This is a genomic window from Methylobacterium oryzihabitans (assembly GCF_004004555.2).
GTDB classification, from domain to species: domain Bacteria; phylum Pseudomonadota; class Alphaproteobacteria; order Rhizobiales; family Beijerinckiaceae; genus Methylobacterium; species Methylobacterium oryzihabitans.
In genome coordinates, this window is record NZ_SACP01000029.1 from 1 (window position 1) to 25,179 (window position 25,179).

At 74.3% G+C, this 25,179-nt stretch carries 27 protein-coding genes and 2 tRNA genes; 16 read left to right on the forward strand and 13 right to left on the reverse strand.

Annotated elements, in window-relative coordinates; all coding sequences use genetic code 11:
• On the reverse strand, positions 1-281 hold a 281-nt coding region (locus EOE48_RS22535), incomplete at its 3' end, for a GntR family transcriptional regulator (RefSeq protein ID WP_425463683.1).
• A 131-nt stretch (positions 282-412) separates the two neighbouring features.
• Here EOE48_RS22535 and EOE48_RS22540 point away from each other — a divergent pair.
• Both EOE48_RS22540 and EOE48_RS22545 read left to right on the forward strand, forming a co-directional pair.
• A complete protein-coding gene (locus EOE48_RS22540; protein WP_127733136.1) occupies positions 413-1,120 on the forward strand; it encodes a pyridoxamine 5'-phosphate oxidase family protein in 708 nt (235 codons plus the stop codon).
• A gap of 27 nt (positions 1,121-1,147) precedes the next feature.
• Positions 1,148-1,597 carry a pyridoxamine 5'-phosphate oxidase family protein gene (locus EOE48_RS22545; RefSeq protein WP_127733137.1) on the forward strand — a complete coding sequence of 150 codons (450 nt, stop codon included), beginning with the start codon at positions 1,148-1,150 and terminating at the stop codon, positions 1,595-1,597.
• A 23-nt stretch (positions 1,598-1,620) separates the two neighbouring features.
• Here the strand turns inward: EOE48_RS22545 and EOE48_RS22550 are convergent, their stop codons facing one another.
• From EOE48_RS22550 to EOE48_RS22565, 4 genes are all read right to left on the reverse strand, one after another.
• Positions 1,621-3,300 carry a sensor histidine kinase gene (locus tag EOE48_RS22550; RefSeq protein ID WP_187371514.1) on the reverse strand — a complete coding sequence of 560 codons (1,680 nt, stop codon included), beginning with the start codon at positions 3,298-3,300 and terminating at the stop codon, positions 1,621-1,623.
• Between the two features lie 217 nt (positions 3,301-3,517).
• Positions 3,518-4,321, reverse strand: coding sequence for a pentapeptide repeat-containing protein (locus EOE48_RS22555; RefSeq protein WP_127733139.1), 804 nt, complete (start codon positions 4,319-4,321; stop codon positions 3,518-3,520).
• Between the two features lie 125 nt (positions 4,322-4,446).
• Positions 4,447-4,695, reverse strand: coding sequence for a hypothetical protein (locus EOE48_RS22560; RefSeq protein ID WP_127733140.1), 249 nt, complete (start codon positions 4,693-4,695; stop codon positions 4,447-4,449).
• A 450-nt stretch (positions 4,696-5,145) separates the two neighbouring features.
• Positions 5,146-5,388 (reverse strand): hypothetical protein, encoded by a 243-nt coding sequence (locus EOE48_RS22565; RefSeq protein ID WP_127733141.1) that lies wholly within the window; start codon positions 5,386-5,388, stop codon positions 5,146-5,148.
• Between the two features lie 180 nt (positions 5,389-5,568).
• Here EOE48_RS22565 and EOE48_RS22570 point away from each other — a divergent pair, with 180 nt between their 5' ends.
• Positions 5,569-5,802 carry a hypothetical protein gene (locus EOE48_RS22570; protein ID WP_127733142.1) on the forward strand — a complete coding sequence of 78 codons (234 nt, stop codon included), beginning with the start codon at positions 5,569-5,571 and terminating at the stop codon, positions 5,800-5,802.
• Positions 5,803-5,809: 7 nt separating this feature from the next.
• On the opposite strand, the gene EOE48_RS22575 is transcribed toward EOE48_RS22570, so the two are convergent.
• From EOE48_RS22575 to EOE48_RS22600, 6 genes are all read right to left on the reverse strand, one after another.
• Positions 5,810-6,658 (reverse strand): amino acid ABC transporter ATP-binding protein, encoded by an 849-nt coding sequence (locus EOE48_RS22575; protein WP_127733143.1) that lies wholly within the window; start codon positions 6,656-6,658, stop codon positions 5,810-5,812.
• 11 nt (positions 6,659-6,669) lie between these two features.
• Positions 6,670-7,329, reverse strand: a complete 660-nt coding sequence (locus EOE48_RS22580) for an amino acid ABC transporter permease (protein ID WP_127733144.1) — start codon at positions 7,327-7,329, stop codon at positions 6,670-6,672.
• A gap of 34 nt (positions 7,330-7,363) precedes the next feature.
• Entirely contained in the window at positions 7,364-8,068 is a 705-nt protein-coding gene (locus EOE48_RS22585) for an aspartate/glutamate racemase family protein (RefSeq protein WP_127733145.1), read from the reverse strand.
• Positions 8,069-8,085: 17 nt separating this feature from the next.
• Positions 8,086-8,928, reverse strand: coding sequence for a transporter substrate-binding domain-containing protein (locus EOE48_RS22590; RefSeq protein WP_127733146.1), 843 nt, complete (start codon positions 8,926-8,928; stop codon positions 8,086-8,088).
• A 160-nt stretch (positions 8,929-9,088) separates the two neighbouring features.
• A complete protein-coding gene (modA, locus tag EOE48_RS22595) occupies positions 9,089-9,895 on the reverse strand; it encodes a molybdate ABC transporter substrate-binding protein (RefSeq protein WP_127733147.1) in 807 nt (268 codons plus the stop codon).
• A gap of 80 nt (positions 9,896-9,975) precedes the next feature.
• A complete protein-coding gene (locus tag EOE48_RS22600; RefSeq protein WP_127733148.1) occupies positions 9,976-10,953 on the reverse strand; it encodes an aliphatic sulfonate ABC transporter substrate-binding protein in 978 nt (325 codons plus the stop codon).
• 311 nt (positions 10,954-11,264) lie between these two features.
• Between EOE48_RS22600 and EOE48_RS22605 the strand changes: the two genes are divergently transcribed.
• Together EOE48_RS22605 and EOE48_RS22610 are read left to right on the forward strand one after the other, a co-directional pair.
• Positions 11,265-11,561 carry a hypothetical protein gene (locus EOE48_RS22605; protein ID WP_127733149.1) on the forward strand — a complete coding sequence of 99 codons (297 nt, stop codon included), beginning with the start codon at positions 11,265-11,267 and terminating at the stop codon, positions 11,559-11,561.
• Between the two features lie 290 nt (positions 11,562-11,851).
• Positions 11,852-14,206, forward strand: coding sequence for a xanthine dehydrogenase family protein molybdopterin-binding subunit (locus tag EOE48_RS22610; protein ID WP_246154718.1), 2,355 nt, complete (start codon positions 11,852-11,854; stop codon positions 14,204-14,206).
• Here the strand turns inward: EOE48_RS22610 and EOE48_RS22615 are convergent.
• A tRNA-Asn gene (locus EOE48_RS22615) sits at positions 14,165-14,240 on the reverse strand. The genes EOE48_RS22610 and EOE48_RS22615 overlap by 42 nt on opposite strands.
• A gap of 234 nt (positions 14,241-14,474) precedes the next feature.
• Between EOE48_RS22615 and EOE48_RS22620 the strand changes: the two genes are divergently transcribed.
• The 6 genes from EOE48_RS22620 (at position 14,475) to EOE48_RS22645 (ending at position 20,871) form a co-directional block, all read left to right on the forward strand.
• Positions 14,475-14,548: transfer RNA gene (locus EOE48_RS22620), tRNA-Cys, on the forward strand.
• 158 nt (positions 14,549-14,706) lie between these two features.
• Entirely contained in the window at positions 14,707-15,363 is a 657-nt protein-coding gene (locus tag EOE48_RS22625; protein ID WP_127733150.1) for a protein-L-isoaspartate O-methyltransferase family protein, read from the forward strand.
• A gap of 265 nt (positions 15,364-15,628) precedes the next feature.
• Positions 15,629-17,026, forward strand: a complete 1,398-nt coding sequence (locus EOE48_RS22630) for a TolC family outer membrane protein (protein ID WP_127733151.1) — start codon at positions 15,629-15,631, stop codon at positions 17,024-17,026.
• Between the two features lie 189 nt (positions 17,027-17,215).
• Positions 17,216-17,755: a PopZ family protein gene (locus EOE48_RS30535; protein ID WP_127733202.1), complete on the forward strand. Its 540-nt coding sequence runs from the start codon at positions 17,216-17,218 to the stop codon at positions 17,753-17,755.
• A 182-nt stretch (positions 17,756-17,937) separates the two neighbouring features.
• Entirely contained in the window at positions 17,938-20,649 is a 2,712-nt protein-coding gene (locus EOE48_RS22640; RefSeq protein ID WP_127733152.1) for a valine--tRNA ligase, read from the forward strand.
• Between the two features lie 24 nt (positions 20,650-20,673).
• Complete coding sequence (locus EOE48_RS22645) at positions 20,674-20,871, forward strand: DUF2283 domain-containing protein (RefSeq protein WP_127733153.1); 198 nt, start codon at positions 20,674-20,676, stop codon at positions 20,869-20,871.
• Between the two features lie 100 nt (positions 20,872-20,971).
• Here the strand turns inward: EOE48_RS22645 and EOE48_RS22650 are convergent, their stop codons facing one another.
• Positions 20,972-21,832 (reverse strand): DUF6925 family protein, encoded by an 861-nt coding sequence (locus tag EOE48_RS22650; RefSeq protein ID WP_127733154.1) that lies wholly within the window; start codon positions 21,830-21,832, stop codon positions 20,972-20,974.
• Positions 21,833-21,912: 80 nt separating this feature from the next.
• Between EOE48_RS22650 and EOE48_RS22655 the strand changes: the two genes are divergently transcribed.
• The 5 genes from EOE48_RS22655 (at position 21,913) to EOE48_RS22675 (ending at position 25,093) form a co-directional block, all read left to right on the forward strand.
• The gene (locus EOE48_RS22655) at positions 21,913-22,671 is read left to right on the forward strand and encodes a DUF502 domain-containing protein (protein WP_127733155.1); all 759 of its coding nucleotides are present in this window, start codon (positions 21,913-21,915) and stop codon (positions 22,669-22,671) included.
• A gap of 194 nt (positions 22,672-22,865) precedes the next feature.
• Positions 22,866-23,813 (forward strand): helix-turn-helix transcriptional regulator, encoded by a 948-nt coding sequence (locus tag EOE48_RS22660; RefSeq protein ID WP_127733156.1) that lies wholly within the window; start codon positions 22,866-22,868, stop codon positions 23,811-23,813.
• Positions 23,814-23,892: 79 nt separating this feature from the next.
• Complete coding sequence (locus tag EOE48_RS22665; protein ID WP_127733157.1) at positions 23,893-24,078, forward strand: YegP family protein; 186 nt, start codon at positions 23,893-23,895, stop codon at positions 24,076-24,078.
• 238 nt (positions 24,079-24,316) lie between these two features.
• On the forward strand, positions 24,317-24,613 hold the full coding sequence (locus EOE48_RS22670; protein WP_127733158.1) for a hypothetical protein: 297 nt from the start codon (positions 24,317-24,319) through the stop codon (positions 24,611-24,613).
• A gap of 288 nt (positions 24,614-24,901) precedes the next feature.
• On the forward strand, positions 24,902-25,093 hold the full coding sequence (locus EOE48_RS22675; protein WP_127733159.1) for a hypothetical protein: 192 nt from the start codon (positions 24,902-24,904) through the stop codon (positions 25,091-25,093).
• Positions 25,094-25,179 lie beyond the last annotated feature (86 nt).

A 25,179-nucleotide genomic window follows, 5' to 3' on the forward strand; every position in this document is an offset into this window, starting at 1 on the left:
GGGGCCGCCCCCGGCGGCGCCGGCAGATGCGCGGCCAGATGCGCGGCCACGTAGGTGCCGGCGCCGGGCCGCGTCTCGATCAGCCCGTCGCCGGCGAGGTGCTCGTACGCGACCACGACGGCGTTGCGGGCGACGCCGAGCTGGGCGGCGAGCGCCCGGCTCGACGGCAGCCGCAGGCCGGCCGGGAGCTGGCCGCCGAGGATCGCCGCCCGCAGGCCGGCATGGACCTGGAGGGGCCGGTTGCCGGCCGCCCGCTCCAGCCGCAGCGGCAGGTCGAGCACCGCCCGGCCGCGCCCAGGCCCGGACCTTGGGCGGCCGGGCCGCGAAGTGGTCGGCATGATTGCCCCGGAACTGGTCCTCGTTCCGACCACTCTGGCCGTGCGACGACGCCGCATCAACCAGGGGACGGACGATGACGAGCGAGACGTATCCGGTCGACGCCACCAACCGCGTGAAGCGCCGGCACGATCGCGGCCGCTACGACCACGCGACGGTCCACGCCCTGCTCGACGCCGCCGCCCTGTGCCACGTCGCCTACGTCGTCGACGGGCAGCCCTACTGCACCCCGACGCTGTTCTGGCGCGAGGGCACGCACCTGTACTGGCACGGGTCGAGCGCGAGCCGGATGCTGCGCAACCAGTCGGACGGCCAGCCGGCCTGCCTGACCGTGACCCATCTCGACAGCCTCGTGCTGGCCCGCTGCGGCTTCAACCACTCGGCCGACTACCGCTCGGTGATGGCCTTCGGCCGGGCCCGCCTCGTCGAGGAGCCCGGCGAGACGGCGCGGGCGCTGACCATGATGGTCGACCGGTTCTTTCCCGGCCGGACCGCGACCCTGCGCCCGAGCACGGGCCAGGAGATCAAGGCGACGGCGGTGGTGGTGATGGAGATCGAGCGCGCCTCGGCGAAGATCCGCGCCAAGGGCGTCGCCGACGACGAGGAGGATTACGCGCTGCCGATCTACGCCGAGCGCCTGCCGATGCGCACGCTGATCGGCGCGCCCGAGCCCTGCCCGCGGCTGGCCGGGGACGTGGCGCGGCCGGAGAACCTCGCCGCCTACCGGGAGGGGCGCGCCCTCGAGGACGCCCTCGCGGACGCCTACCGCACCGCCTATCCGTGACTGCCGCGACGCGACCGGGAGGATCCGATGCTGACGCCGGGCATGAAGGCGATCGTCGAGCGGCAGCGGCTCGGCTTCGTGGCGACCGTCTCGGCGGCCGGAGAACCCAACCTGTCGCCGAAGGGCACTTTCGTGGTGATCGACGACCGGACCCTCGCCTTCGGCGAGATCCGCTCGCCGGCCACGATCGCCAACCTGCGCGAGCGCCCGGCGCTGGATGTCAACATGGTCGATCCCCTGAGCCGCAAGGGGTTCAGGGCGAGCGGCCGCGCCACGGTGCACGAGCGCGGCGGCGACGCCTTCGCGGCGCACCGGCCGCGCTTCGACCGCTGGGGGGCGCTCGCCGACCGGATCCGGGCGATCGTGCTGATCGAGGTCCGGGCGGCCGCGCCCCTGTCCAGTCCCGCCTACGACGACGGTGCGACCGAGGCCGAGCTGCGCGCGCAATGGGCCGGGATCCTGCTCGGCGACCCGTGAGCCGCCGTCGCGCCCGGACGCCGCTACGTCTCCGACCGCAACCCGGCGAGCGGGGCGGTCAGGGTGCAGACCACGCCCTCGGGGGGATACCGCAGCGCGACGCCGCCGCCGGCGAGGCCGCGGCCGATCAACCGCGAGCCGAATCCCTTGCGGCGCGGCGGCGCCACCGGCGGGCCGCCGGCCTCGGTCCAGGTCAGCCGGAAGGCCGGGTCCGGCGCCGGCCCGACCGCCCAGGACACCGTCACGGTGCCGTGCGGCACCGAGAGGGCGCCGTACTTGGCGGCGTTGGTGGCGAGCTCGTGCAGGATCAGAGCGAGCGACAGGGCGGCCGAGGGGCCGATCTCCAGCGCCGGGCCGTCGAGGCGGAAGCGCCCCGGGCCGCCGTCGTGCAGGGCGAGCGCCCCGGCGACGAGGGCCGCCACGTCCGCCCCGGCGATGTCGCCCGACAGGAGGATGTCGTGGGCCTTGCCGAGCGCGACCAGCCGGGTCGCCAGCGCCGCGCCGGCCTCCGCGAGGGTCGGGGCGTTGCGCAGGGTCTGGGCCGCGACCGACTGCACGAGCGCGAGGGTGTTCTTGAGGCGGTGGCTCAGCTCGTGGTTGAGGACGCTCTGGCGCTCCTCGGCCCGGGCGCGCGCCACCGCGGCCTGGATGCGGTCGGCGACGGTGCGGATGAAGCGCAGGTCGCCCGGATCCCAGCGCTGCGGCCGGTCGTCGTGGACGAACACCACCGCCACCAGCCGGCCGCGTTCGACGATCGGCACGTTGACCAGCGCCCGGACGCCGATGCCGCGCAGGGCGGCCGCGTCGGTGCGCGGGTCGGTCCCGGCATCGCCGACGACGACCAGCTCGCCCCGCGCCAGGTCGTCGACGAAGCTGCCGTAATCCCGGAACCGGTGCGGGCCGGCGACGCTGACCATGCCGGGCCGGCACCAGTCCGGCTGCACCACCACGGTCCCGTGGGTCTGGTCGACCAGCCCGAAACCGGCTCGCCCGGCATCGAGGGCCTGGGCCATGACCTCGGCTCCGGCATGGGCGATCGGCCCGACCTCGCCGAGGTCGCGCAGGCGGTCGCCGAGCGCCATCAGGGCGTCCCGGCGGCGCTCGCCGCGCTTGGCGGCGGTGACGTCGAGGGCGACGCCGGGGTAGCGCAGCGGCCGGCCGGCCTCGTCGTGGTAGCAGCGCCCGCGGGCATGGATCCACGACACCGTGCCGTCGGCGTGCTGCAGCCGGTACTCCTCGTCGAAGTCGGCCGCCGCCGCGACCACCTGCCGGATGCGCTCGCCGATCCGGCCGCGGTCGTCGGGATGGATGCCGGCCTCGAAGGCGGCGAGGGGCACCCCGGCCGCGGCGAGGGCCGGGTCGACGCCGAACATCCGGGCGAAGACCGGTCCGGCATAGAGCCGGTCGGCGGGGATGTCCCAGTCCCACCAGCCGAGGCTGCCCGACGCCTCGAAGGCGAGCGCCAGCCGCTCCTCCGAGATCCGCGCCGCCGCCTGGGCGGCGCGCAAATCGGCGACGAGCCGCTCGGACACCGCGAGGTCGGCCCGGATCAGCCGCGTATCCGCCCGCGCGGCGGATTCGCGCCGGGTCGAGCGGGCCTCCGCCTGCTGCGCGTCGTGGCCGGCCCGGCCCAACGCCTCGCGCAGGCGCGCGTTCTCGGCCGCGAGGTCCTCGTAGGAGGGTAGTGTGATCGCCCCTGACACGCCCGGTTCTTCCTGGGATCCCGGGATTGTACCGTCCCGGGTCGCTCGCGGGCAAGACAATCGTCCCAATCGGTGTGGCGTGCGGCCGCGGTCATCCGGTTTCCGATCGATCGCTCGGCGATCCCTTCGGGATCGCTTCGCCATGCGGAAACCGGCTCCGCTGAAGCGCCGCGCGGGCTGGTGACCGGGGTTCGGACGGGATCGTCCCGACACCCGATCAGCGCCAGATCGCCCGCTCGGCATTGACGAGGGTGTCGCGCCCCCGGATCGCCTCGGCGTCGCGCAGCCGCAGCATCCGGGCGCCGGCGACGTCGGCGCCCGCCAGGAGCGTGCCGGACAGGCGCGCCTCGGTGAGGTCGGCGCCCGACAGGTCGGCGCCCGCGAGGCTGGCCCCGGACAGGTCGGCGCCGGCGAGGTTCGCGAAGTCGAGCTTGCCGCGCGACAGGTCGGCCCCGGCGAGGTCGGCGCCGGGGAGCCGGGCCGAGACCAGCACCGCCCGGATCAGCCCCATCGACTGGTTGCGCATGTCGGCGCCGCCGCGCAGGTCGCGCAGGCGCGCGCCCGATAGGTCGGCCCCGGTCAGGTCGGCGACGAGGCGGGCGCCCGAGAGGTCGGCCCCGGGAAAGCGGGCGCCGCGCGCCTGCATCGCGAACAGGCTGGCGCCGGGCAGGCGGGCCCCGGCGAAGTCCGCCTCCAGCGCCCAGGCCTGGTCGAGGACGGCGCCGGTGAGGTCCGCCCCGGCGAGCCGGGTCCGGTTGAGGCGGGCGAGGCGCAGGTTGGCGCCGCGCAGGTCGAGGCCCGAGAGGTCGAGGCCCGACAGGCGCTTGCCCGACAGGTCGAGCGGCTTCCCGCCGGCCTCGCGGATCATCGCCTCGATCGCCGCCCGGTCGGTCTCCGCGCCGGCCATCGCCGGCGAGGTCAGGTCGACGTGGCGCATCATGTCCTGCGCCGCGGCCGGCGCCGCGAGGGCGGCGAGGCCGCACGCGAGCCCGCCCAGGGCCACGATCCGCCGGTTCGGCATCGAACGCTCCTCCCGGCCCTGGTGACGAGGGCGCGATCGAATCGCGCCCCGCGGGCCTTGCCGGCATTGGACGCGACGGGCGCGCTGCCGGCAAGGCCCCCTTTCGGCCCAGGCCGCGGGAGCGATCAGTGTTCCAGGCGGTCGTCCGGCGCCGGCTGCAGGGCGGCGGTGCGGCGGCGCTCGCAGGCGACCTTCAGGTAGGTGACGGCGCGGTCGACGAGGCCGCTGCGCGCCGCCAGCGCCTCGCCCTGCATCACGCAGGAGATCGGGGTCGGGGCCGGGGCGACGATGACGTCGAGGGCGGTGTCGCGGGAGCAGTCCGGGGCGGCGAGCGTCCTGGCGCAGATCAGCGCGACGGTGAGGAAATCGGCCATGCCACCTCCAGCAGCCGCGCGCGGCTCCCGGGGGCGGAGGCGGCGGACGGCCCGCTCGGCGTGGCGATAACCGTGCCAGGATCCACCGGGCGGGCGGCTCCGAGGCGCGATGTTGCGTCGCAGCAACAAATCGCGGTGGCGACGTCCTGCTGCATTCCTCTGGATAACCCGGAGTTGCCCAGGAGGCGTACCCAATGCCGCACGTCACGGCGATGTTGCCGCTGGACGAGACGATCGGGGTCCGATTGCCCATTCTTCCGTCATCCTGGCGATCATGCGGACGGGTTGCTCAAGCTCCTCCGAACGCGTGATGACGGGGTGAGGATGCGCAGTGCAGACTTGGGAGAGCGGTCTCGTGTCCGATTCCCGGGGCGGCGGCCCGACCCGGCGATGCTGCATCGCACAAGACCGGGCCGCGGCCGGCGCGGTTCTGCCGCGGCCGGCGCGGTTCTACTGCGGCGGCGGGTTGGCGGTCTTGGCCGACTTGTTGGCATTGTGGCGGCCGATGGCGCAGCCGGCCGCCGCGCCGGCGACGCCGTGGCCGACCGCCTTGCCGGCGAGGCCGCCGACGACGGCGCCCTTGATGCAGCCCTTGGCCTCGGCGGTGCCGATGCCGGCGCCGGCCGACAGGGCGAGGGCGGCGGCGAGCGCCAGGACCGAGCGGCTCGCGGTCCGCGGGATCAGGTACGACATGCGATGTCTCCCGGATTTCGATGCGCGCTTAACGGAGATCGTGCGGCGACTGTTCCCGCCGGTGCCGGTCCTTACGGAATCCTGATGCCGGGCCGGCCCGGCGCCGCTCGATCCCTGATGCGGTCGCCGCCAGATTTCCCATCGCGGCGCCGCGAGCGCCGCGCGAACCCCGACACCCCGATGCCCGCTCTCCTTCCGGCCGCGCCTCACCCCATCCCGCGCCCCGCGAGCCCGCCGCCGCGCTTCCTCGTCGGCCGGGACCCGGCGGGGCACTGGGTCGCCGTCGAGGCCCAGGGGCGCGCCGGCGGCCTGTTTCGGACCTGCCGCGACGCGCTGCACTACGCCGCCGGCGAGACCGGCCACCAGCTCGGGGCCGTCGTCCTCACCGGCGATCCGGTCGCCCTGCGGTTGTGAGGCCGGCTCACCCGGCCGGTGCGGCCGGCTCGGCCGGCTCGGCCGGCTCGGCCGGTGCGGCCGGCTCGGCCGCCAGCGGGGCGCCGCGGTGGAAGTGGCTCAGGAAGGCCCGTGTCGCCGCCTCCCGGGGCGCGTCTATGACCTGCCGGGCCGGGCCGTCCTCGACGATCGTGCCGTCGCGCAGGAACACCACCCGGTCGGCGACCTCGCGGGCGAAGGCCATCTCGTGGGTGACGAGCACCATCGTCATGCCTTCCGCAGCCAACTGGCGCACCACCGCCAGCACCTCGCCGACCAGTTCCGGGTCGAGGGCCGAGGTCGCCTCGTCGAACAGCATCACCTCGGGCCGCATGGCGAGCGCCCGCGCGATGGCGACCCGCTGCTTCTGCCCGCCCGAGAGCCGGTCGGGCGACGCCGCGGCCTTGTCGGCGAGCCCGACCTTGTCGAGGAGGGCGAGCGCCCGCTCGCGCGCCTCGGCCGGGGCCGTGCGCAACACCGTCACCGGCCCCTCCATGACGTTGCCGAGCACCGACAGGTGCGGAAACAGGTTGAAGGCCTGGAACACCATCCCGGTGCGGGCGCGGAACGCCGCGAGGTCGCGGTCGCGCGGCAGCCGCTGGCCGCCGGTGAAGTCCATCGCCTGGGTGCCGACCCGGACCGCGCCGCTGTCGGGCAGGGTGAGCAGGTTGAGGCAGCGCAGCAGGGTCGACTTGCCCGAGCCCGACGGCCCGATCAGCGCCACCGCCTCGCCGCGGGACACGGTGAGCGAGACGTCGCGCAGCACCGGCACGCCGCCGAACGCCTTGCGCAGATGGCGGACCTCGATCATCGCCGGCGCGGGCGAGGGGGATTCCATCGGGACCTCCGTCATCGGGCCAGCCGGCGCTCGAGATGGCGGGCGAAGGCGGTGAGCGGGAACAGGATCAGGAAGTAGATCACCGCGATCATCGTGTAGGTCTCCAGCGGCCGGTAGGTCGCCGAGGTGATGAGCTGGCCCTGGTAGAGCAGGTCGGGCACCGCCAGCACCGAGAGCAGCGAGGTGTTCTTGAGCTGGAGCACGGTCTGGTTGACGAGCGGCGGCAGCATCCGGCGCAGGGCCTGCGGCAGCACGATCCGGCGCATGAGGGCGGCGCGGCGCATGCCGAGGGCCCGGCCGGCATCCCACTGGCCCGGGTCGATCGACGCGATGCCGCCGCGGATGATCTCGGCGTAGAACGCGGCGCCGTAGAGGGTCAGGGTGACGAAGGCGGCGGTGGCGGGCGACAGTTCGACCCCGATCAGGATCGGCAGGGCGTAGTAGCACCAGACGAGCTGGACCAGGACCGGGGTGCAGCGGAAGACCTCGACGAGGGCGATCAGCGGGATCGAGACCAGCCGCAGCCCGGCGAGCCGCGCCATCGCGATGGCGCCGCCGACGACGAGGCCCGCGGCGGCGGTGACGACCGTGAACCCGGCGGTGTAGGCGGCGCCGATGCCGATGAGCCGGCTGTAGGGCAGCAGGAACGAGAAATCCCACTCGTAGGGCATGGCGGCTCCGTGGCGGGCGCTCCGGCCCGCCGGGTCAGGAGAGGGCGTAGGGCGCCGGGGCGAGGCCGGCATGGAGCCAGCGCCCGAGGGTCACGACGTCGTGGACCGGCAGCCGGAAGGCGGCGGCGAGGTCGCGGGCGAAGGGCGGCAGGTTGGTGCATTCGAGCACGATCGCGCCGATTCCCGGATGCCCGGCGAGCAGGCTTCGCGCCGCCTCCGCCGCCTCGGCGGCGAGCGCCGGCCGGTCGTAGGCCGCCCCGCCCTCGATCAGGGCGCGGAACGCCCCGTCGGCCGAAAGCCCGACCCGCGGCGTGGCGGGATCGGCGCCGCACTCCGAGAAGTGCCGGTCGGTGAGGGCGGTCGCGTCGTAGGTGACGACGCCCGCCCGCCGCCCCGCCGGCAGGCAGCGTTCGACGAGGGGAAGCAGGAGCAGGCTCGATGTCGCGACCGGCACCGGCAGCCGCGCCGCCAGCGCGCGCTGGTGCCGGGCCAGGAACCCGCACGAGGTCGTGAGCCCGACCGCGCCCTCGCGGGCGAGCGCCGCCCCCGCCGCCACGAAGGCGTCGAGGAGGCCGTCGTCCCCGTCCACCACCCGGCGGGCGGTGGCGCCGGCGACCGTGCGGAACCGGACCGGGAACGGCCAGGTCGCCGGATGCCCGACATCCCCCGGCGGGCGCGGGAAGGCGGTGTCGAGCATCAGGATGCCGAGGGGCGGGGCAGGGGGTGGAGCTTCGGGCATGGCCGCGGGCCGGCGGATCAGAAGCTGATCTCGGGCGGGATGTCCTGCGGCTGGATGCCGACGAGTTCGAGGCTGCCGGTGATCCACGACCGCATCGCGCCGAGGGCGCGGTTGTATTCGAGCCAGTTGTCGACGTAGGTGCGGAAGCGCTGGTCGGGATCCACCCGGACCCCGGCGCAGGTCGGCTGCGCGCTCAGCGGCGTCGGCACGACGATCCTTCCGAGCCGCGGGTTCTTCTTCACCGTGACGAGGGACAGCATCGCCACCTGGATCACGCAATCGGCCCGGCCGGACTGGAGCGACAGCGTCGCTTCGTCGGGGGTCTTGAGGGCGATCAGGGTGGCGTTGGGCAGGATGCGGCGGGCGAACAGGTCGTGGGTCGAGCCGATGTCGACCGCGACCCGCACCTCCGGCTTGTTGAGGTCGGCCCAGCTCTTCGGGTCGAACCCCGCTTTGGCGATGATCGTGAAGGTGTTGTTCATGATCGGCCGGGTGAACTCGACCACCAGCGCCCGCGACGGGGTCGGGCTGAGGCCGAACATCACGTCGATCTTGTTGGCCTGGAGGTCGAGGACCGCGTTGCCCCAGGTCGTCTCCAGGATCTCGACCTCGGCCTCCATCGACTTGGCGAGGTCCTGGGCCATGCTGATGCAGAAGCCCGACCACGCCCCGGTGACGATGTCCTTGCGGTAGTACGGCTCGGTGCCGACGATGCCGGCGATGCGCAGGACCTTGGTGCGGCGCACCCGGGCGAAGGTGCCCTCGGCCGGCGGCGTCTGGGCCCGGGCGGCGGACACCGCCAGACCGGCCCCGAGGGACCCGAGGCCGACGAGGCCCGCCATCTCTCTGCGCGACACCATGCTTCCCGTCCCCCTGCGGCGCGGGCGCGGCGGCCCGGCGGATGCGTCCGTCCTTGGCACGCCCGCGTCGCAAGTTCGAGGCCGGCAACGCTCCCGGCGGCGTCCCGCGTCCGGCCGTGGCCGCGGCGCTACGGCGGGCGGCGCCTCCCGCGGGGCGGCACTATTGCGAGGCGCCGCCGCGTCCCTGGTCGGCCAGGGTGAAGCCCTGCGCCTCGAAGAACGGCCGGCCGGCCGGGCCCTTGAGGAAGTCGAGGAAGCGCGCCGCGACGGCGCCCCGGGCTTCGGCGGTGACGGCGAACGGATAGACCACCGGCGGGTGGCTGCCGGCCGGGAACACGCCCACCACCTTCACGCCCGGATCGGCTCTCGCGTCGCTCTCGTAGACCACGCCGAGCGGCGCCTCGCCGCGCGAGACCAGGGCGAGCGCGGCCCGGACGTTGTCGGCCTGGGCGAGCCGTGGCCGCAGCCCGCCCCACAGGCCGAGCGTCTCGAACGCCGCCTTGGCGTACTTGCCGATCGGCACCGAATTGACCTCGCCGGTGGCGAGCCGCCCGTCCGCGCCGAGCGCCCGGGCGAACCACTCGGGCGTGAACGCCGCCTCGCCCGGCTGCGCGTCCTTCGGCGCCACCACGACGAGGCGGTTGGCGAGCAGGTTCACCCGCGTCTCCGGCCGGATCAGCCTGCGGGCGGCGAGGTAGTCCATCCATTCGAGGTCGGCCGAGGCGAACAGGTCGGCGGGCGCGCCCTGCTCGATCTGGCGGGCGAGGGCCGAGGAGGCGGCGTAGCTCGCCTTGACCTCGATGCCGGTCTGGACGGTGAAGGCCCTGGCGGCGTCGTCGAGGGCGTTCTTCAGGCTCGCCGCCGCGAACACCGTGGTGGTCTCGGCCGCCCGGGCGGAGGGGGCCAGGGAGGACGGGAGCAGGGCGAGCAGAGCGGCGGCGAGGAGATGGCGGCGCAGGATTCTCATGCGGAGGGCCTCCCGAAGGGGCGCGTTCCCGCCCCGGCCCGACCGATATAGCCGCGGGGGCGCCGCGGCCGAGACCCCGCTCAGGAGCCGGGGCGCAGCACCGCGTCGGCGACGGTGATCGGCTTCGGCAGCAGGCCGAGGCGCAGGAAGGCGTCGGCGACGCGCTGCTGGTCGGCGATGGCGGCCGCGTCGAGGGGGGCGACGCCGAAGGTCTGCCGGCGCAGGGCGAGCGTGAGGACCGGCGCCGGGATGCCGACCGCCGGCGCCAGTTCCGCCGCCACGGCGTCGGTGCTGGCGCGCGCCCAGGCGTCGATCTCGGCGATCGCCGCCAGGGCGGCGTCGAGGGCCGGCCGTTTGGCCTGCACGAAGCTCCGGCTCGACAGGTAGAACTGGCGGTTCGGCACCAGCCCCTCGCCGGTCGCGAGGGTGCGCGCGCCGGTGGTGCGCTCGGCCGACGCGAGGAACGGGTCCCAGATCGCCCAGGCGTCGACGGCGCCGCGGGCGAAGGCGGCGCCGGCATCGGCCGGGGCCAGGAAGGCGAGCGTCACCGCGTCGTAGGGCAGGCCGGCCTGCTCCAGCGCCCGCACCACGAGGTAGTGGGTGTTCGAGCCCTTGTTGAGGGCGAGGGTGCGGCCGCGCAGGTCGGCGAGGCTGCGGATCGGGCTGTCGCGGCCGACCAGGATCGCCTCGCCGAGGGGGGCCGCCGGCTCGGCCGCGACGTAGACGAGGTTCGGGTTGACCGCCTGGGCGAAGATCGGCGGCGCCTCGCCGGTGGAGCCGAGATCGATCGCCCCGGCGTTGAGCGCCTCGAGCAGCGGCGGGCCGGACGGGAACTCGGCCCAGGTCACCCGGTAGCCGAGCGGCTTGAGCCGCTGCTCCAGCAGGCCCTTGCCCTTGAGCAGCACCAGGGTGCCGTATTTCTGGTAGCCGATGCGGATCACCCTGTCGTCGGCCCGGGCCAGCAGCGTGGTGAGGACGAGGAGCGCGAGCGCCGCGAGGGCGGTCCGGGCGGCGTCGGCGAAGCGGGGCCGCGCGACGGCGCGGGCGAGGGCGGGCATTTCGGGATCTCCTTGGGGGCTGGCTCGTCGTGAAGGACGGCCACAAGTATTCGAGCCGTCCAGGGTCGGGCGGTCAAGAAAACCGGTTGTCAAAGACAGGCCGCTTCGGAGGACGGACCGGTGGTTCCGGCGGCGCGCCGGAGAAGGGTCTGCCCGGGCGGGGGCAGCGCCGCGGGGAGGCTGCGACAGGGCGCGGGCCTGCCGGCACCGGGTGCCGCCCGCCGGGGCGTGAACGCCGTGGTGAACATCCGGCGCCGCCCGCGGGTTGTGTCGGACCACGGGGATACCACCGACCGAGGATACCACCGACGATGAGATCCGGGATCATTCTGGCCGCCGCGTTCGGCCTGTCGCTGGCCGGCGCCGCCACGGCCCAGACCGCCGGGGGCCTTCCGCCGAGCGACGCGCTCGGAGCGCCGGGTCCCGGCACCGGCGGCACCCGGACGGGCGATCGCGGGCGCCCCCCGCCGGTCAACGTGCCCGGGGGCGCCAACCCGAGCAATTCGAGCGTCCCCGGCACGACGCCGGGCGTGTGGATCGGCGGCTCGCCGACCGGCGGACCGCCCGGCACCGGCGGCACGGCCGGCGGCGCCGGGCTCGACAACTGATTCGATTTTCGATCGATCGCTTCGCGATGCGAAAATCGGCTTCGCTCAGGCGCCGCGCGGGCTGACGAGACGGCTTCGGAACCGATCGTCCCGAAACCGTACGATTCCAGCAGACCAGGGCGCCGACGCATCGGGCCGTCGAGCCATCTCGATTGTCCGAGACCGGGCCGGAGGCCCGGCGAACATTCGGGAACGGAGGCGGTCGCTGCCAGCGACCGTGCGTAGGACCTGCGGCGGCGGCCGCGGCCCGCTTCCGCGCCCGCCTGCGTCCCGTCCGGGAGGGTTGCGCCATGACGCACGACATCACGACGCCCGACACCGGTCCGGCCGACCGCGCCTCCGCCGTCCTCGGCCGGCCGCATCCGCGGCTGGACGGGCCCGCGAAGGTGACGGGCCGGGCGGTCTACGCCTCCGACGCCGCGCTGCCGGACCTCGCCCACGCCGCGCTCGTCACCGCGGCGATTCCCCGCGGCCGCGTCGCCGGCTTCGACCTCGACGCCGCCCGGGCGATGCCGGGCGTGCTCGCGATCCTCACCCACCGCGACCTCGCCGGCGCCGTCCGCCCGGTGAAGCACCTGATGGAGGGCGGCTGGGCCAACAGCTCGCACCGGCCGCTCGACTCCGACGCGGTGGCGTATTCCGGCCAGATCGTCGCCCTGGTGGTGGCCGACACCCGCGAGACGGCGGCGGCCGCCGCGGCCCGGGTCGGCGTCGCCTACGCGGCCGCGCCGTTCGCCGCCGCCCTCGACGATCCCGGGGCCGAGACGGTGCGGCTCGCCGACCTCAAGCCGGCGCACCGCGACCCGCGCCGGGGCGAGGCTGGGGCGGCCTTCGCGGCGGCCCCGGTGCGGGTCTCGGGCCGCTACGAGACCCCGGTGCAGCACCACAACCCGATCGAGCTGTTCACGACGCTGTGCGCCTGGGACGGCGACCGCCTCACCGTGCACGAGCCGACCCGCCACGTCGGCGCCCTGCGCCACGGGCTCGCGGCGCAGCTCGGCCTCGACCCGGCGCGGGTGCGGGTGCGGGTGGTGTGCGGGCCGATCGGCGGGCATTTCGGGGCGCGGCTGGCGCTGTCGCAGCACACCGCGCTCGTGGCGCTCGCGGCGCGCCGGCTCGGCCGGCCGGTCTCCCTGGTGCCGAGCCGCCGGCAGTGCTTCACCATCGCCAATCACCGGCCGGAGACCCGGCACGACCTGCGCCTTGGCGCCGACCGGGACGGGCGCTTCACCGCCCTGGTGCACGAGGCGGCGATGGGCGCCTCGCGCTTCGACGCCTTCGCGATGGAGGGCACCGACGTCACCGCGAGCCTCTACGCCTGCCCGGCGATCGCCACCGCGGAGCGGGCGGTGCGCCTCGACCGCAACACGCCGGGGCCGATGCGGGCGCCGCCGGAGGTGCCCTACCTGTTCGCCCTGGAGAGCGCCGTCGACGAGATGGCCTGGGCGCTCGGCCTCGACCCGATCGAGCTGCGCCGGCGCAACGACACCGCCGCCGACCCGGTGACCGGCAGGCCGTTCACCACCCGGCCGCTGCTGCGCTGCTTCGAGGCCGGGGCCGCGGCGTTCGGCTGGTCGCGCCGGGAGGCGCGGGTCGGGGCGATGCGCGCGGGCGACTGGCGGGTCGGGTTCGGCTGCGCCAGCTCTGCCCGGCCGGTGAAGATCGCCCCGGCGAGCCTGCGCGTCGCCCTGACGCCGGAGGGCGGCGCCCGGATCGAGACCGCGCATCACGAGATCGGCAACGGCATCACGACCCTGCTCGCCATGGCGGCGTCCGAGTGGCTCGGGGTGCCGGTCGGGACGGTCTCGGTCGTGCTCGGCGACACCGACCTGCCGCCCGCCGGCCTGTCGGGCGGCTCGTCGACCACCACCAGCCTGATGCACACCCTGGAGCGCGGCTGCGCCACCCTGCGCGCCCGCCTCGCCGCCCGGGCGGTGGCGCCGGGCGGCGCGCTGGCGGGGGCCGATCCGGCGCGCCTGATCCTGGCGGACGGCGTCGCCGCGGCCCCTGACGGCCGCCGGGCGGACCTCGCCGCCCTGGTCCAGGGGCTCGCTCCGGGTTCGGCCGGGACCGTCGCGGTGTTCGTGCCGGAGGGCAGCGGGCCGGACGCCTGGGAGCGCACCCGCACGGGCCGCCTCGCCCTCGGACAGACCGAGGGGGCGCTTGCCTGGGCGTTCGGGGCGCAGTTCGCCGAGGTGCACGTCCACGCGCTGACCGGGGAGATCCGAGTGCCGCGGCTGCTCGGCGCCTTCGCGGCCGGGCGGGTGCTGAACCCGCTCGCCGCCCGCAGCCAGCTCACCGGCGGCATGGTGTGGGGCCTCGGCTCGGCGCTCCTGGAGGAGACGCAGGTCGACCGCGGCCACTACCGCAATCCCGACCTCGCCGAGTACCTCGTGGCGAGCGCCGCCGACGCCCCCCGGGTCGAGGCGGTGCTGGTGCCGGACGAGGACGAACGGGTGAATCCCCCTCGGCCTCAAGGGCCTGGGCGAACTCGGGATCATCGGGGTCAACGCGGCGATCGCCAACGCGGTCTTCCACGCCACCGGGCGCCGGGAGCGGCGGTTGCCGATCCGGGTCGAGGCGATGCTGTAGCGATGGCGGGATGGCTCCCCGAGCAGGACTCGAACCTGCGACAAGGCGATTAACAGTCGCCTGCTCTACCAACTGAGCTATCGGGGATCGCGGGACGGTGCATAGCCGGCACCGCCCGGCGGCGCAAGCCCCGGACGCGGAGGGCGGGCGGATTTCGGGCGAGCGCCGCCGGAGAGCCGGATTTCGCATCAGGGCAGTTGCGGAGCCGGAGCCGGCTCTGTAAGACAGCCTCGTTCCCGGGTCGGCCGCCCGATCCGGGCGGTCGCCGCGCCGCCTTCCGAAGGCCGCACGCGACCGGAGCCGGGACCGAACCGGCCGGATGGCCTCGTGGCGGAGTGGTTACGCAGAGGACTGCAAATCCTTGCACCCCGGTTCGATTCCGGGCGAGGCCTCCAAAACGAGTTTCAAATCGGACATCGCCGGAATCGCAGCCGGATCGCGGTTCGTCCCGGTCCCCCGCGGGCCCGGTACGGCATTCTTGCCTTTTGTCCGGCGATTGACCAAAACCGCCACGCCCGGCGGCACGGCCGCCCCCGATTGTCAGGGACCGTCAATGCTCGACTACGCGCAAGCGCGCCGCCTCATGGTCGATTGCCAGCTGCGAACCTTTGACGTGACCGACATCCCGGTGCTCGACGCCTTCGACGCGATCCCGCGCGAGCGGTTCGTGCCCGCGGACCGCGAGATGTTCGCCTATATCGACCAGCCGGTGGCGCTGGGCAGCGAGGACGGCGAGATCCGCTACGCCCCGGCCCCGATGGTGCTGGCGCGCCTGCTCCAGGCCCTCGTCGTCAAGCCGGGCGCCCGCGCCCTCGACGTCGCCACCGGCCTCGGCTACGGCGCCGCGCTGCTGCACCGCCTCGGCGCCGAGGTCACGGCGCTCGAATCGCTGCCCGGGCTGGCCGCCGCCGCGGCGGAGCGCCTTGCCCCCCTCGGGGTCGCGGTTGAGACCGGCCCGATCGAGGCCGGCGCGCCCAAGCGGGCGCCGTTCGACCTCATCCTGATCGAGGGCCGGGTGGCGACGCGGCCGCAGACGCTCCTCGACCAGCTCACCGACGGCGGCCGGCTCGCCTGCGTGCAGGGCGAGGGCCGCACCGCCAAGGCCACCCTGTGGGTGCGCGCCGGCGACGCCTTCGGGTCGCGTCCGCTCTTCGACGCCGCCCTGCCGCCCTTGCGCGCCTTCGCGGCCGAAGCCGGCTTCGCGTTCTAGGAATCACCCCCGCCGCGCAGGGCCGGCCCTGGCCGTCCGCCGCCTTCGCCGGGGCGGCGGCACGCCGTCCTGCGCCCCGGCGGCAGTGTCGCTTTTATGCGGCACCGGGGGCCAAACTCGGCACCTCCCGGATCCGGACGATGTTGCCGGACGGGCCCCTCGGCTAAGGTCGGAATCGAGGTGGGCCGTGCGGCCCGTCGGGTCCTGGCCACGTCGGTCGGCCGACCCCGCGGGCGGCACTTCAAGCCGCACAGGGTAGACAGGCGTGAGTGACACACCAACTCGGGCGTTCCGCGGGCTTCGGCTCGGCGGCCTCGCCGCCGCGACGCTGGTCATGGCGGTGCAGGGCGCTTCGGCGGAAACCCTGGAGAGCGCGCTGGCGCGGGCCTATGGCGGTAATCCGCAACTGAACGCGTCGCGGGCCGGGCTGCGCGCGACCGACGAATCCGTGGCCCAGGCCAAGGCCGGCTACCGTCCGACGGTGAGCGGGACCGCCAATATCGGCGTCTCGCACCTCGCCGGCCGCAGCGGCGTCCTCCTCGGCGACGGCGAGCAGACGCTGATCCCCGGACAGGCCGGCCTCACCGTCAACCAGTCCCTGTTCAACGGCTTTCGCACCGACAGCCAGACCCGGGCGGCGGAATCCCAGGTCCTCGGCCAGCGCGAGGCGCTGCGCAACACCGAGATGCTGACGCTGTTCGGTGCCGCCCAGGCCTACATGAACGTGCTCGCCGACACCGCGACGCTGGAACTCAACCGCAACAACGTCGAGGTGCTCGAGGAGCAGCTCCGCCAGACCCGCGACCGCTTCAACGTCGGCGAGGTCACCCGCACCGACGTCGCCCAGGCCGAGGCCCGCCTCGCCGGCGCCCGCGCCCAGGTCAGCGTCGCCGAGGCCAACCTGCGCACCAGCATCGCCACCTACCGCCAGATCGTCGGCGTCGAGCCGCGCCAGCTCGCCCCGGGCCGGCCCCTCGACCGCTACGTGCCGGCCGCTCTCGGGACCGCGATCGACGCCGGGCTCCGCGAGCACCCGCAGATCCTCTCGGCGCTGCACGCCGTCGACGTCGCCGAGGCGCAGGTGAAGGTCGCCGAGAGCGCGCTCTACCCGCAGGTGAGCGTCAGCGGCACCGCTGCGCAGCTGTTCGATCAGCAGATCGCCAACACCCGGTTCTTCCAGGGCTCGATCATCGGTCAGGTCACCGTCCCGATCTACCAGGGCGGGGCGGAGTACTCCCAGATTCGGCAGGCCAAGGAGCAGGTCGGGCAGGCCCGGATCCAGGCCGAGTTCGTGCGCGATCAGGTCCGCGCCGCCATCGTCACCGCCTGGGGGGCGCTGGAGGCCGCCAAGGCCCGCGTCATCGCCTCGCAGGCCCAGGTCCAGGCCAACGAGGTGGCGCTGAACGGCGTGCGCGAGGAGGCCCGGGTCGGCCAGCGCACGACCCTCGACGTGCTGAACGCGCAGCAGGAGCTGCTGAACGCCCGCGTCAACCTCATCGCCGCCCAGCGCGACCGGGTGGTCGGCTCGTATCAGGTCGTGCAGTCGATCGGCCGCCTCACCACCCGGTTCATCGCGATCCCGGTCGCGCAGTACAGCGCCAAGCAGCATTACGATCAGGTCAAGGACCTGTGGTACGGGGTCGGCATCCCGGACGGCCGCTGACGTGACGCCGGGGCGGTCCCGCCACGCGCTTCTCCTGTTGGCAGCCGGCCGGGCCGCTTGTGCGGCCGGCGGCCCGTGGAATACTGCCGGCTTCGACCGCCTCACGAACCCTTCTGCCGAGCGTTGATCCGGATGAGCGCCGCGAGCCCCAAGCAGGACCTGTCGCCCGACAAGGCGAACGAGCCGTCGATGGAGGAGATCCTCGCCTCCATCCGGCGCATCATCGCCGACGACCAGAAGCCGGCCGAGGTGCAGGAGGCGCCCAGGAAGCCGCGCCCGGTGCCGGACCCGGATGACGTGCTCGACCTCGCCGACGTCGCCCCGCCGCCGGCCCCGGAGCGGATCCCGCCGCTCGACTTCGACATGGCGGAGGTGGCGTTCAAGGACGAGCCGATCGACTTCGATTCCCTCGAGGTCGAGCCCGATCCGCTGCCTCCCCCGCCCCCCCCGAAGGCGCCCGAGCCCCCGCCGGAGCCGCCCCGCGTCGCGGTGGCGCCGCCCCCGCCGCCGGCCGACGAGCGGCTGTTGTCGAACGCCGCCGACGCCAGCGTCAGCCAGGCGTTCCACCTGCTCGCCAACACCGTGCTGTCGAACAACGCCCGCACCCTGGAGGACCTCGTCCAGGACATGCTGCGGCCGATGCTGAAGGCGTGGCTCGACGACAACCTGCCGGTGATGGTCGAGCGGCTGGTGCGGGCCGAGATCGAGCGCGTCGCCCGCGGCCGCTGAGGCGGCACGGCCGGAGTTGACGGACGCGGCGGCGTCCGGTTGAAAGCACGGCATGGAGCCGGTCGCCCGTGCGGCCGGTTTTTTCGTTTTCCGCGCCGTCGGTGCGCCCGCGCGCCCGACCGCCACAACCCTCAAGGAGGCGCGGCCCGGGTCGAGGCCCGGACCGCGCGAGCGGCCCCGCCATGATGGACAAGACCTTCGATCCCGCCGCCGTCGAGGCGCGCATCGCCGCCGAGTGGGAGGAGGCCCAGGCCTTCCGGGCCGGGCGCCCCGACCGCGCCGGCGCCGCGCCCTACAGCATCATGATCCCGCCGCCGAACGTGACGGGCTCGCTGCACATGGGCCATGCCCTCAACAACACGCTGCAGGACGTGCTGGCGCGCTTCGAGCGCCTGCGCGGCAAGGACGTGCTGTGGCAGCCCGGCACCGACCACGCCGGCATCGCGACCCAGATGGTGGTCGAGCGCCGCCTCGCCGAGAGCCAGCAGCCCGACCGCCGGGCGCTCGGCCGGCCGGAATTCGTCCGCCGGGTCTGGGAGTGGAAGGCCGAGTCCGGCGGCACCATCGTCAACCAGTTGAAGCGGCTCGGCGCCTCCTGCGACTGGTCGCGCGAGCGCTTCACCATGGACGAGGGCCTGTCGAAGGCCGTCCTCAAGGTGTTCGTCGACCTGCACGCGAAAGGGCTGATCTACCGCGACAAGCGCCTCGTGAACTGGGATCCGAAGTTCCAGACCGCGATCTCCGACCTTGAGGTGCAGCAGGTCGAGGTGAAGGGCCATCTCTGGCACTTCGCCTACCCGGTGGTGGACGACGCCGGCGCCGAGACCGGCGAGACGATCACGGTGGCGACGACCCGGCCCGAGACGATGCTCGGCGACACCGCGGTCGCAGTCCACCCCGACGACGAGCGCTATCGGGCGCTGGTCGGCCGGCGCGTGCGCCTGCCGCTGGTCGGCCGCCTGATCGGAATCGTGGCCGACGAGTATTCCGACCCCGAGAAGGGCACCGGCGCGGTCAAGATCACCCCGGCCCACGACTTCAACGACTTCGAGGTCGGGCGCCGGCACGGCCTGCCGCTCATCAACGTGCTGGACGAGGAAGCCCGCATCAGCCTCGACGGCAACGAGGCCTTCCTGGCTGGAGTCGAGCCGGCGCCCGAGACCCTGGCGCTCCACGGCCTCGACCGGGCCGAGGCGCGCAAGCGCGTCGTCGCCTTGATGGAGGAGCAGGGCCGGCTCGTGCAGATCGAGCCCAACACCCACGCGGTGCCGCACGGCGACCGCTCCGGCGTGGTGATCGAGCCCTACCTCACCGATCAGTGGTACGTCGACGTCAAGCCGCTGGCCGAGCGGGCGATGCAGGCGGTGCGCGACGGGCGCACGCGCTTCGTGCCGGAGACCTACGAAAAAACCTACTTCCAGTGGCTCGAGAACATCGAGCCGTGGTGCATCTCGCGCCAGCTCTGGTGGGGCCACCAGATCCCGGCCTGGTACGACCCCGACGGCGCCGTCTTCGTCGCCGAGAGCGAGGAGGCGGCGCTGGAGCAGGCCGCGGCGAAGCACGGCCGCCCGGTGACGCTGCGCCGCGACGAGGACGTGCTCGACACCTGGTTCTCGTCCGGCCTGTGGCCGTTCTCGACGCTGGGCTGGCCCGACGCGACGCCGGAACTGGCGCGCTACTACCCGACCAGCACCCTGGTGACCGGCTTCGACATCATTTTCTTCTGGGTCGCCCGGATGATGATGCTCGGCCTTCACGCGATGGACGAGGTCCCGTTCGGCACCGTCTACATCCACGCCCTCGTCCGCGACGAGAAGGGGGCGAAGATGTCGAAGTCGAAGGGCAACGTCGTCGATCCCCTCGACCTCGTCGACCGCTACGGCGCCGACGCCCTGCGCTTCACCCTGGCGGCGATGGCGGCGCAGGGGCGCGACATCAAGCTCGCGGTGCAGCGGGTCGAGGGCTACCGCAACTTCGCGACCAAGCTGTGGAACGCCTCGCGCTTCGCCGAGATGAACGGCTGCCGGCTCGACCCGGCCTTCGACCCGGCCGCGGTGAGCGGGACGCTGAACGCCTGGGCGCTCGGCGAGGCCGCCCGCGCCGCGGCTGAGATCACCGCGGCGCTCGATGCGTTCCGCTTCAACGACGCCGCCAACGCCGCCTACCGCTTCGTCTGGAACGTCTTCTGCGACTGGTACCTCGAACTGGCCAAGCCCGTGCTTCAGGGCGAGGACGGGCCGGCCAAGGAGGAGACCCGCCGCACGGTGGCGTTCCTCATCGACCAGATCTGCATCCTCCTGCACCCGTTCATGCCGTTCCTCACCGAGGAATTGTGGGCGATCAAGGGCCGCGAAGCCGGGCTCGACCGCGGGCTGCTGGTGCTGTCGCGCTGGCCCGACCTCGCCGCCCTGGCGCGGCCGGAGGCCGAGGCCGAGATCGGCTGGGTGGTCGATCTCGTGTCCGAGATCCGCTCCGCGCGCTCGGAGACCAACGTGCCGGCCTCGGCGCAGATTCCCCTGGTGCTGGTGGCCCCGAGCGCCGCGGTGCGCGAGCGGGCGGAGCGCTGGGGCGAGACCGTGCGCCGCCTCGGCCGACTCGCCTCGATCGACGTCGCGGAGACCAGCCCGGCCAAGTCGGTGCAGCTCATCGTCCGCGGCGAGGTGGCGGCCCTGCCGCTCGAAGGCGTGGTCGACCTCGCGGCCGAGGTGGCGCGGCTGAAGAAGGAGGACGCCAAGCTCGTCGGCGAGATCGCCAAGATCGACGCCAAGCTCGGCAACGCCGACTTCCTCGCCCGGGCCAAGGAGGAGGTGGTGGAGGAGCAGCGCGAGCGCCGCGAGACCGCCGCGGCCCGCCTCGCCAAGGTGCGCGAGGCGCTGGCGCGGCTGGAAGGGTAGGGTGGTCGTGTCGGGGAGGCGGCGATGAGGAGCCGGTACGATCGCGAGACCGACGCGCTGTACCTGCGCTTCGCCGAGGCCGCGATCGTGGAGAGCGAAGAGATCCGTCCCGGCGTCGTGTTCGACTTCGACGCCGAGGGCCGGATCGTGGCGATCGAAATCCTCGACGCGTCCGAGCAGATCGCCGGCAACGCCGGGTTCGAACTGCTCGACGATCGATGATGGCAGCCTGAAGGAACCGCGGCCCTGACCATCCCCCCGCAAAGGGGGAAGGTTCGCGCCGGGCATGTCGTTCTGTCCAAACCCAAAGATCCGAGCGCCCTCACCACCCGTCCTGCGCGAGCCACCGCGCCTGCGCCCGCGCCACCCGCACCGCCGCCCGCCCGGCCCGGTGCGGTGCCGCCGGCTCCCCGCCCGACCACACCGCCCGCTTCAGCGCCACCAGGTCCGGATCGCCGAACCGCGCGAGCACGGCCTGGAAGCGGTCGTGGTGCCGGCGGTCGAAACCCGCCGGGCCGAGCGGGTGGGGCGGATGCAGGTGCATCACCGGCACGAGGCCGGCCGGGATCGGCGCCGTGGCGGCGTGCCGGCGGCCGAGGCGCAGCAGGCGCGCGAACAGGTGGAAGCGGAATCCGCTCGCGCCCGCGAGCCGCACCTCGGCCCGGCCGCAGGGCACCTGGACGACGGCGTCGCCGTCCAGCTCGGCGAGGGCGGGCCAGACGGCGACACAGGACCGGCCGCGGACGGCATCGAGCGCGGCCCGCGCCTGCGCCGTCGCCGGGCGCAGGCCGACCGCGATGCCGGGCACCGCGAGACCGAGGTCGAACAGCGGCCGGTCGCGCGCCGCCGGGCGGATCGCCGCCCGGTCCGGGCCAGCTTCCGTGATCCGGTCCGGGCCGGCGGGCGCCAGCGCGTCCTGCGGCAGGCACAGGGCGACGGCGTGGCTCCACCCGTCGCCGAACGCCGTCTCGTAGGCGACCGGCCGCACCCACGAACCGTCGCCGAGCACCAGCGCGCCGCCCGCCGCGACGAAGCCGGGCCGGCCGCAGGCGGGGGCGCACGAGACCTCCGGCGGCTCGCGCCGCAGGGTGGCGCCGGCGCCGTAGGCCCCGACGCTCCAGCCCCAGCGCGGATCGGCGAGGGCCTCGCCCAGCAGGGCGCGGACGGGGTCCGAACGGCTCATGCCGGGCCGCCTTGAGCGCAGCGCAGCAACCCGCTACCTCTGGTCCCGCAGGGGGCGCCTGCGGTGTTGAGAGCCCGAGCGTGTCGGAACCGTCGCCGTTGATCCAGGAGCCCGACCTCTCGAACGCCCGCACGCGCGTCAGCGTCCGCGGGCGGCTGCGCAACTACTTCTTCACCGGCGTCATCGTGGCCGGGCCGCTGGCGATCACGATCTACATCACCTGGTGGTGCATCAGCCTCATCGACGGCTGGGTCAAGCCGCTGGTGCCGTCGGCCTACCTGCCCGACCACTACCTGCCGTTCAGCATCCCGGGCCTCGGCCTCGTCATCGCGTTCGTGGCGCTGACGACGCTCGGCGCGCTCACCGCCAACCTCGTCGGCCGCTCGGTGGTGGAGTTCGGCGAGGTGCTGCTCGCCCGCACCCCGGTGATCTCCGGGCTCTATCGCGGCCTGCGGCAGGTGTTCGAGACCCTGTTCTCGACCAGCGGCACCTCGTTCCGCACCGTCGGGCTGGTCGAGTTCCCGGTCAAGGGCACGTGGTCGGTGGTGTTCCTGTCGGCCCCGGCCGGCCCGGACGTGCAGAACGCGCTGCCGCCGGCCGGCGACTATGTCGGCGTGTTCCTGCCCTGCGCGCCCAACCCGACCACCGGGTTCTTCTTCTACCTGCCGCGCAGCGAGGTGATCGAGGTGCCGATGAGCGTGGACGACGCCGCCAAGCTGGTGATGTCGGCCGGCGTGATCCAGCCCGAGGACCCGCAGAGCCGGCTGCACGCGATGGCGGCGGGGCTGCGGGTGGCGCAGGTCGGGCCGGTCGAGATCCGCGACCGCCAGGACGCCTGAAGCGATCCATCGGAAGCCGGACGACGGCCCGGTTCTTGCGGGCAGCCGCGCAGCGCCGGCACCTCGGCCGTGCGCGCCGTCACGTCGCCAGCCGCCTCCCGATGGGATAAAGCAGGCACCTTGTTCCCCGGGCGCGCCCGGCCGGCGCGACGGCGCCGCGCCGCAGGACCGCGCCTGCCAACCCCCGATGCCCGATGCGATCCTCCCCGGCTCCCTCCTTCGCGCCCTCCGGCCCGGCCGGCGCTCCCGCGCCCGGCACCGCCGAGGACCAGGAGGCCCGGTTCCTGTCCGACCTCGGGCAGCGCGTGCGCACCATGCGCGCCGTGCGGGCGATGTCGCGCAAGATGCTGTCCCAGACCTCCGGCCTGTCGGAGCGCTACATCGCCCAGCTCGAAGGCGGGCAGGGCAACGTCTCGATCATCCTGCTGCGCCGGGTGGCGACCGCCATGGGCGTGCGGCTGGAGGACCTGATCGCCGCGGTCGAGAGCCCGCCCGACTGGCCGGTGCTGCGCGACCTCCTGCGCGACGCCTCGCCGGCGCAGGTCGCCGAGGCCAAGCGCGTGCTCACGGGGGGCGCCGCCCCCGACGGGACCGGGCCGCAGCGCGTCGCCCTGATCGGGCTGCGCGGCGCCGGCAAGTCGACCCTCGGGCGCATCCTCGCCGAGCGGCTGGACTGGCCCTTCGTCGAGCTGAACCGCGAGATCGAGAGCGAGAACGGCCTCCAGGTGTCGGAGATCTTCGCGATCTACGGCCAGGAGGGTTTCCGCCGGATGGAGCAGGGGGCGCTGCGCCGCCTCGTCGAGCAGCCCGGCCCGATGGTGCTCGCCACCGGCGGCGGCATCGTCGCCGAGCCGCTGACCCTCGACCTGCTGCTGTCGTCGTTCTTCACCGTCTGGCTCAAGGCGCGGCCGGAGGAGCACATGCGCCGGGTGCGCGAGCAGACCGCCCGCGGCGTCGCCCGCCCGCGCCTGCCCGACAACGACGACGCCCTGCGCCAGCTCGGGGCGGTGCTGCTCAGCCGCGAGCCGCTCTACGGCCGCGCCCGGGCGGTGCTCGACACCGCCGACCAGACCGTGGCCGAGACCGCCGCGCGCCTCACCGGCCTCGTCGAGCGGCATTTCGGCAGCACGCTGCCGCGCTGAGCGCGTCCCCGCCGGATTGCGCCGGCGCCGGCCCGCCCCATCTGTGTCGGCGCCGGAACGGCGCAGGCAGGAGGACAGGATGCGGTTCGAGATCTACCGGGATGCCCCCGGCCAGTGGCGCTGGCGCCTGCGGGCGGCCAACGGCGAGACGGTCGCCGACTCGGCCGAGGGCTACGTCCGGCGCGAGGATTGCGAGCACGGCATCGCCCTGGTCAGGGGCGCCGGCGAGGCCCCGGTGGTCGACATGACCCTGAAGATCGCCTGATCCCGGCACCGGATCATACGATTTCCGATCGATCGCTTCAGGCGATCCTGGCGGATCGCTTCGCGATGCGGAAATCGGCTTCGCTCATGCGCCGCGCGGGCTGACGATACGGGATCCGGAAGCAATCTTCCGGATCCCGTATCAGGCGATCCGATGCCGGATCGCGCGGTTGGCAGCGCAACCATCCGCGGGACCACCGCGTTGGGGTCGCTCCTTCCATCCGCGAGGAGCCGATCCCGTGCTGAAACCGATGATGCTGGCCGCCGGCCTGATCCTGGGCGCCACCCTGGGCGGCACCGCCCCGACGCCGGCCGCCGCGGCGGCTCCCGCCGTCGAGGCGCAGGCCCCGACCGCCTGGGCGCAGTACGGCTATCACCGCCGGCATGGCCATTGGGGCCGCCCCTACGGCTATCGCCGCCATTTCGGCCCGCCCTACGGCCGCGCCTACGGTTTCCGCCGCCACCACCATTACGGCTACCACCCGGGCCACGGCCGCCGCTTCTACGGCGGGCCGCGCGGCTACGGCCGGTTCTGACCGTCACCCTCCACGACCGCCTCGATCCCGAAGGGCCGGCCTCGCGCCGGCCCTTTTCGCGTGGGCCGCCGCCGCAGGTCGGGCAGGGGCGCCGCATTCCCGCCATCTTCGTAACCTTGGCTGTAACCACCCGGACGCCGGAGGCGGCGGGCCTCGTGCCGCGAGCGGTGCCGCCGGAGGCGGCGCGACTTGCGGGACATCCGATGCAGGGTCAGGGGTTTGGTCCGGGTTCGCGATCCGCTGCGTGAACCGGCGCCGGCGCCCGGGCCGCCACCGAGGAGAAACCGGATGCCGCATCGCATCGAACAGCGCCGCCGTGTCGAGGACCAACTCCGGCACTACGAACGGGCGCTCGCCGACATCCGCAGTTCCGCCGGGCGCGGCGCCAACAGCCGCGCCCTCCAGCTCCAGCACGCACGGCTGATCGCCCGCGCCCGCACCGAGCTCGCCGCCCTCGACGCCGAGCCGGCGCGGGCCTGAACCTTTCACCGGCTCGCCAAGGAGCCGCGGCCAGGACGGGGAGGGCGCCTCGTGCGGCCTCTCGACATCTGCCTGCAAATACCTGT

Coding starts and splice junctions, on each gene's coding strand:
- EOE48_RS22580 (WP_127733144.1), bottom strand. CDS start 7,329: ATGCCCTACGAGTGGGATTTCTCGTTCCTGCTGCCCTACAGCCGGCTC.
- EOE48_RS22665 (WP_127733157.1), top strand. CDS start 23,893: ATGCGGTTCGAGATCTACCGGGATGCCCCCGGCCAGTGGCGCTGGCGC.
- EOE48_RS22660 (WP_127733156.1), top strand. CDS start 22,866: ATGCGATCCTCCCCGGCTCCCTCCTTCGCGCCCTCCGGCCCGGCCGGC.
- EOE48_RS22565 (WP_127733141.1), bottom strand. CDS start 5,388: ATGTCGTACCTGATCCCGCGGACCGCGAGCCGCTCGGTCCTGGCGCTC.
- EOE48_RS22605 (WP_127733149.1), top strand. CDS start 11,265: ATGAGATCCGGGATCATTCTGGCCGCCGCGTTCGGCCTGTCGCTGGCC.
- EOE48_RS22600 (WP_127733148.1), bottom strand. CDS start 10,953: ATGCCCGCCCTCGCCCGCGCCGTCGCGCGGCCCCGCTTCGCCGACGCC.
- EOE48_RS22675 (WP_127733159.1), top strand. CDS start 24,902: ATGCCGCATCGCATCGAACAGCGCCGCCGTGTCGAGGACCAACTCCGG.
- EOE48_RS22645 (WP_127733153.1), top strand. CDS start 20,674: ATGAGGAGCCGGTACGATCGCGAGACCGACGCGCTGTACCTGCGCTTC.
- EOE48_RS22545 (WP_127733137.1), top strand. CDS start 1,148: ATGCTGACGCCGGGCATGAAGGCGATCGTCGAGCGGCAGCGGCTCGGC.
- EOE48_RS22555 (WP_127733139.1), bottom strand. CDS start 4,321: ATGCCGAACCGGCGGATCGTGGCCCTGGGCGGGCTCGCGTGCGGCCTC.
- modA (WP_127733147.1), bottom strand. CDS start 9,895: ATGAGAATCCTGCGCCGCCATCTCCTCGCCGCCGCTCTGCTCGCCCTG.
- EOE48_RS22590 (WP_127733146.1), bottom strand. CDS start 8,928: ATGGTGTCGCGCAGAGAGATGGCGGGCCTCGTCGGCCTCGGGTCCCTC.
- EOE48_RS22625 (WP_127733150.1), top strand. CDS start 14,707: ATGCTCGACTACGCGCAAGCGCGCCGCCTCATGGTCGATTGCCAGCTG.
- EOE48_RS22570 (WP_127733142.1), top strand. CDS start 5,569: ATGCCCGCTCTCCTTCCGGCCGCGCCTCACCCCATCCCGCGCCCCGCG.
- EOE48_RS22560 (WP_127733140.1), bottom strand. CDS start 4,695: ATGGCCGATTTCCTCACCGTCGCGCTGATCTGCGCCAGGACGCTCGCC.
- EOE48_RS22540 (WP_127733136.1), top strand. CDS start 413: ATGACGAGCGAGACGTATCCGGTCGACGCCACCAACCGCGTGAAGCGC.
- EOE48_RS22585 (WP_127733145.1), bottom strand. CDS start 8,068: ATGCCCGAAGCTCCACCCCCTGCCCCGCCCCTCGGCATCCTGATGCTC.
- EOE48_RS22640 (WP_127733152.1), top strand. CDS start 17,938: ATGATGGACAAGACCTTCGATCCCGCCGCCGTCGAGGCGCGCATCGCC.
- EOE48_RS22650 (WP_127733154.1), bottom strand. CDS start 21,832: ATGAGCCGTTCGGACCCCGTCCGCGCCCTGCTGGGCGAGGCCCTCGCC.
- EOE48_RS30535 (WP_127733202.1), top strand. CDS start 17,216: ATGGAGGAGATCCTCGCCTCCATCCGGCGCATCATCGCCGACGACCAG.
- EOE48_RS22610 (WP_246154718.1), top strand. CDS start 11,852: ATGACGCACGACATCACGACGCCCGACACCGGTCCGGCCGACCGCGCC.
- EOE48_RS22575 (WP_127733143.1), bottom strand. CDS start 6,658: ATGGAATCCCCCTCGCCCGCGCCGGCGATGATCGAGGTCCGCCATCTG.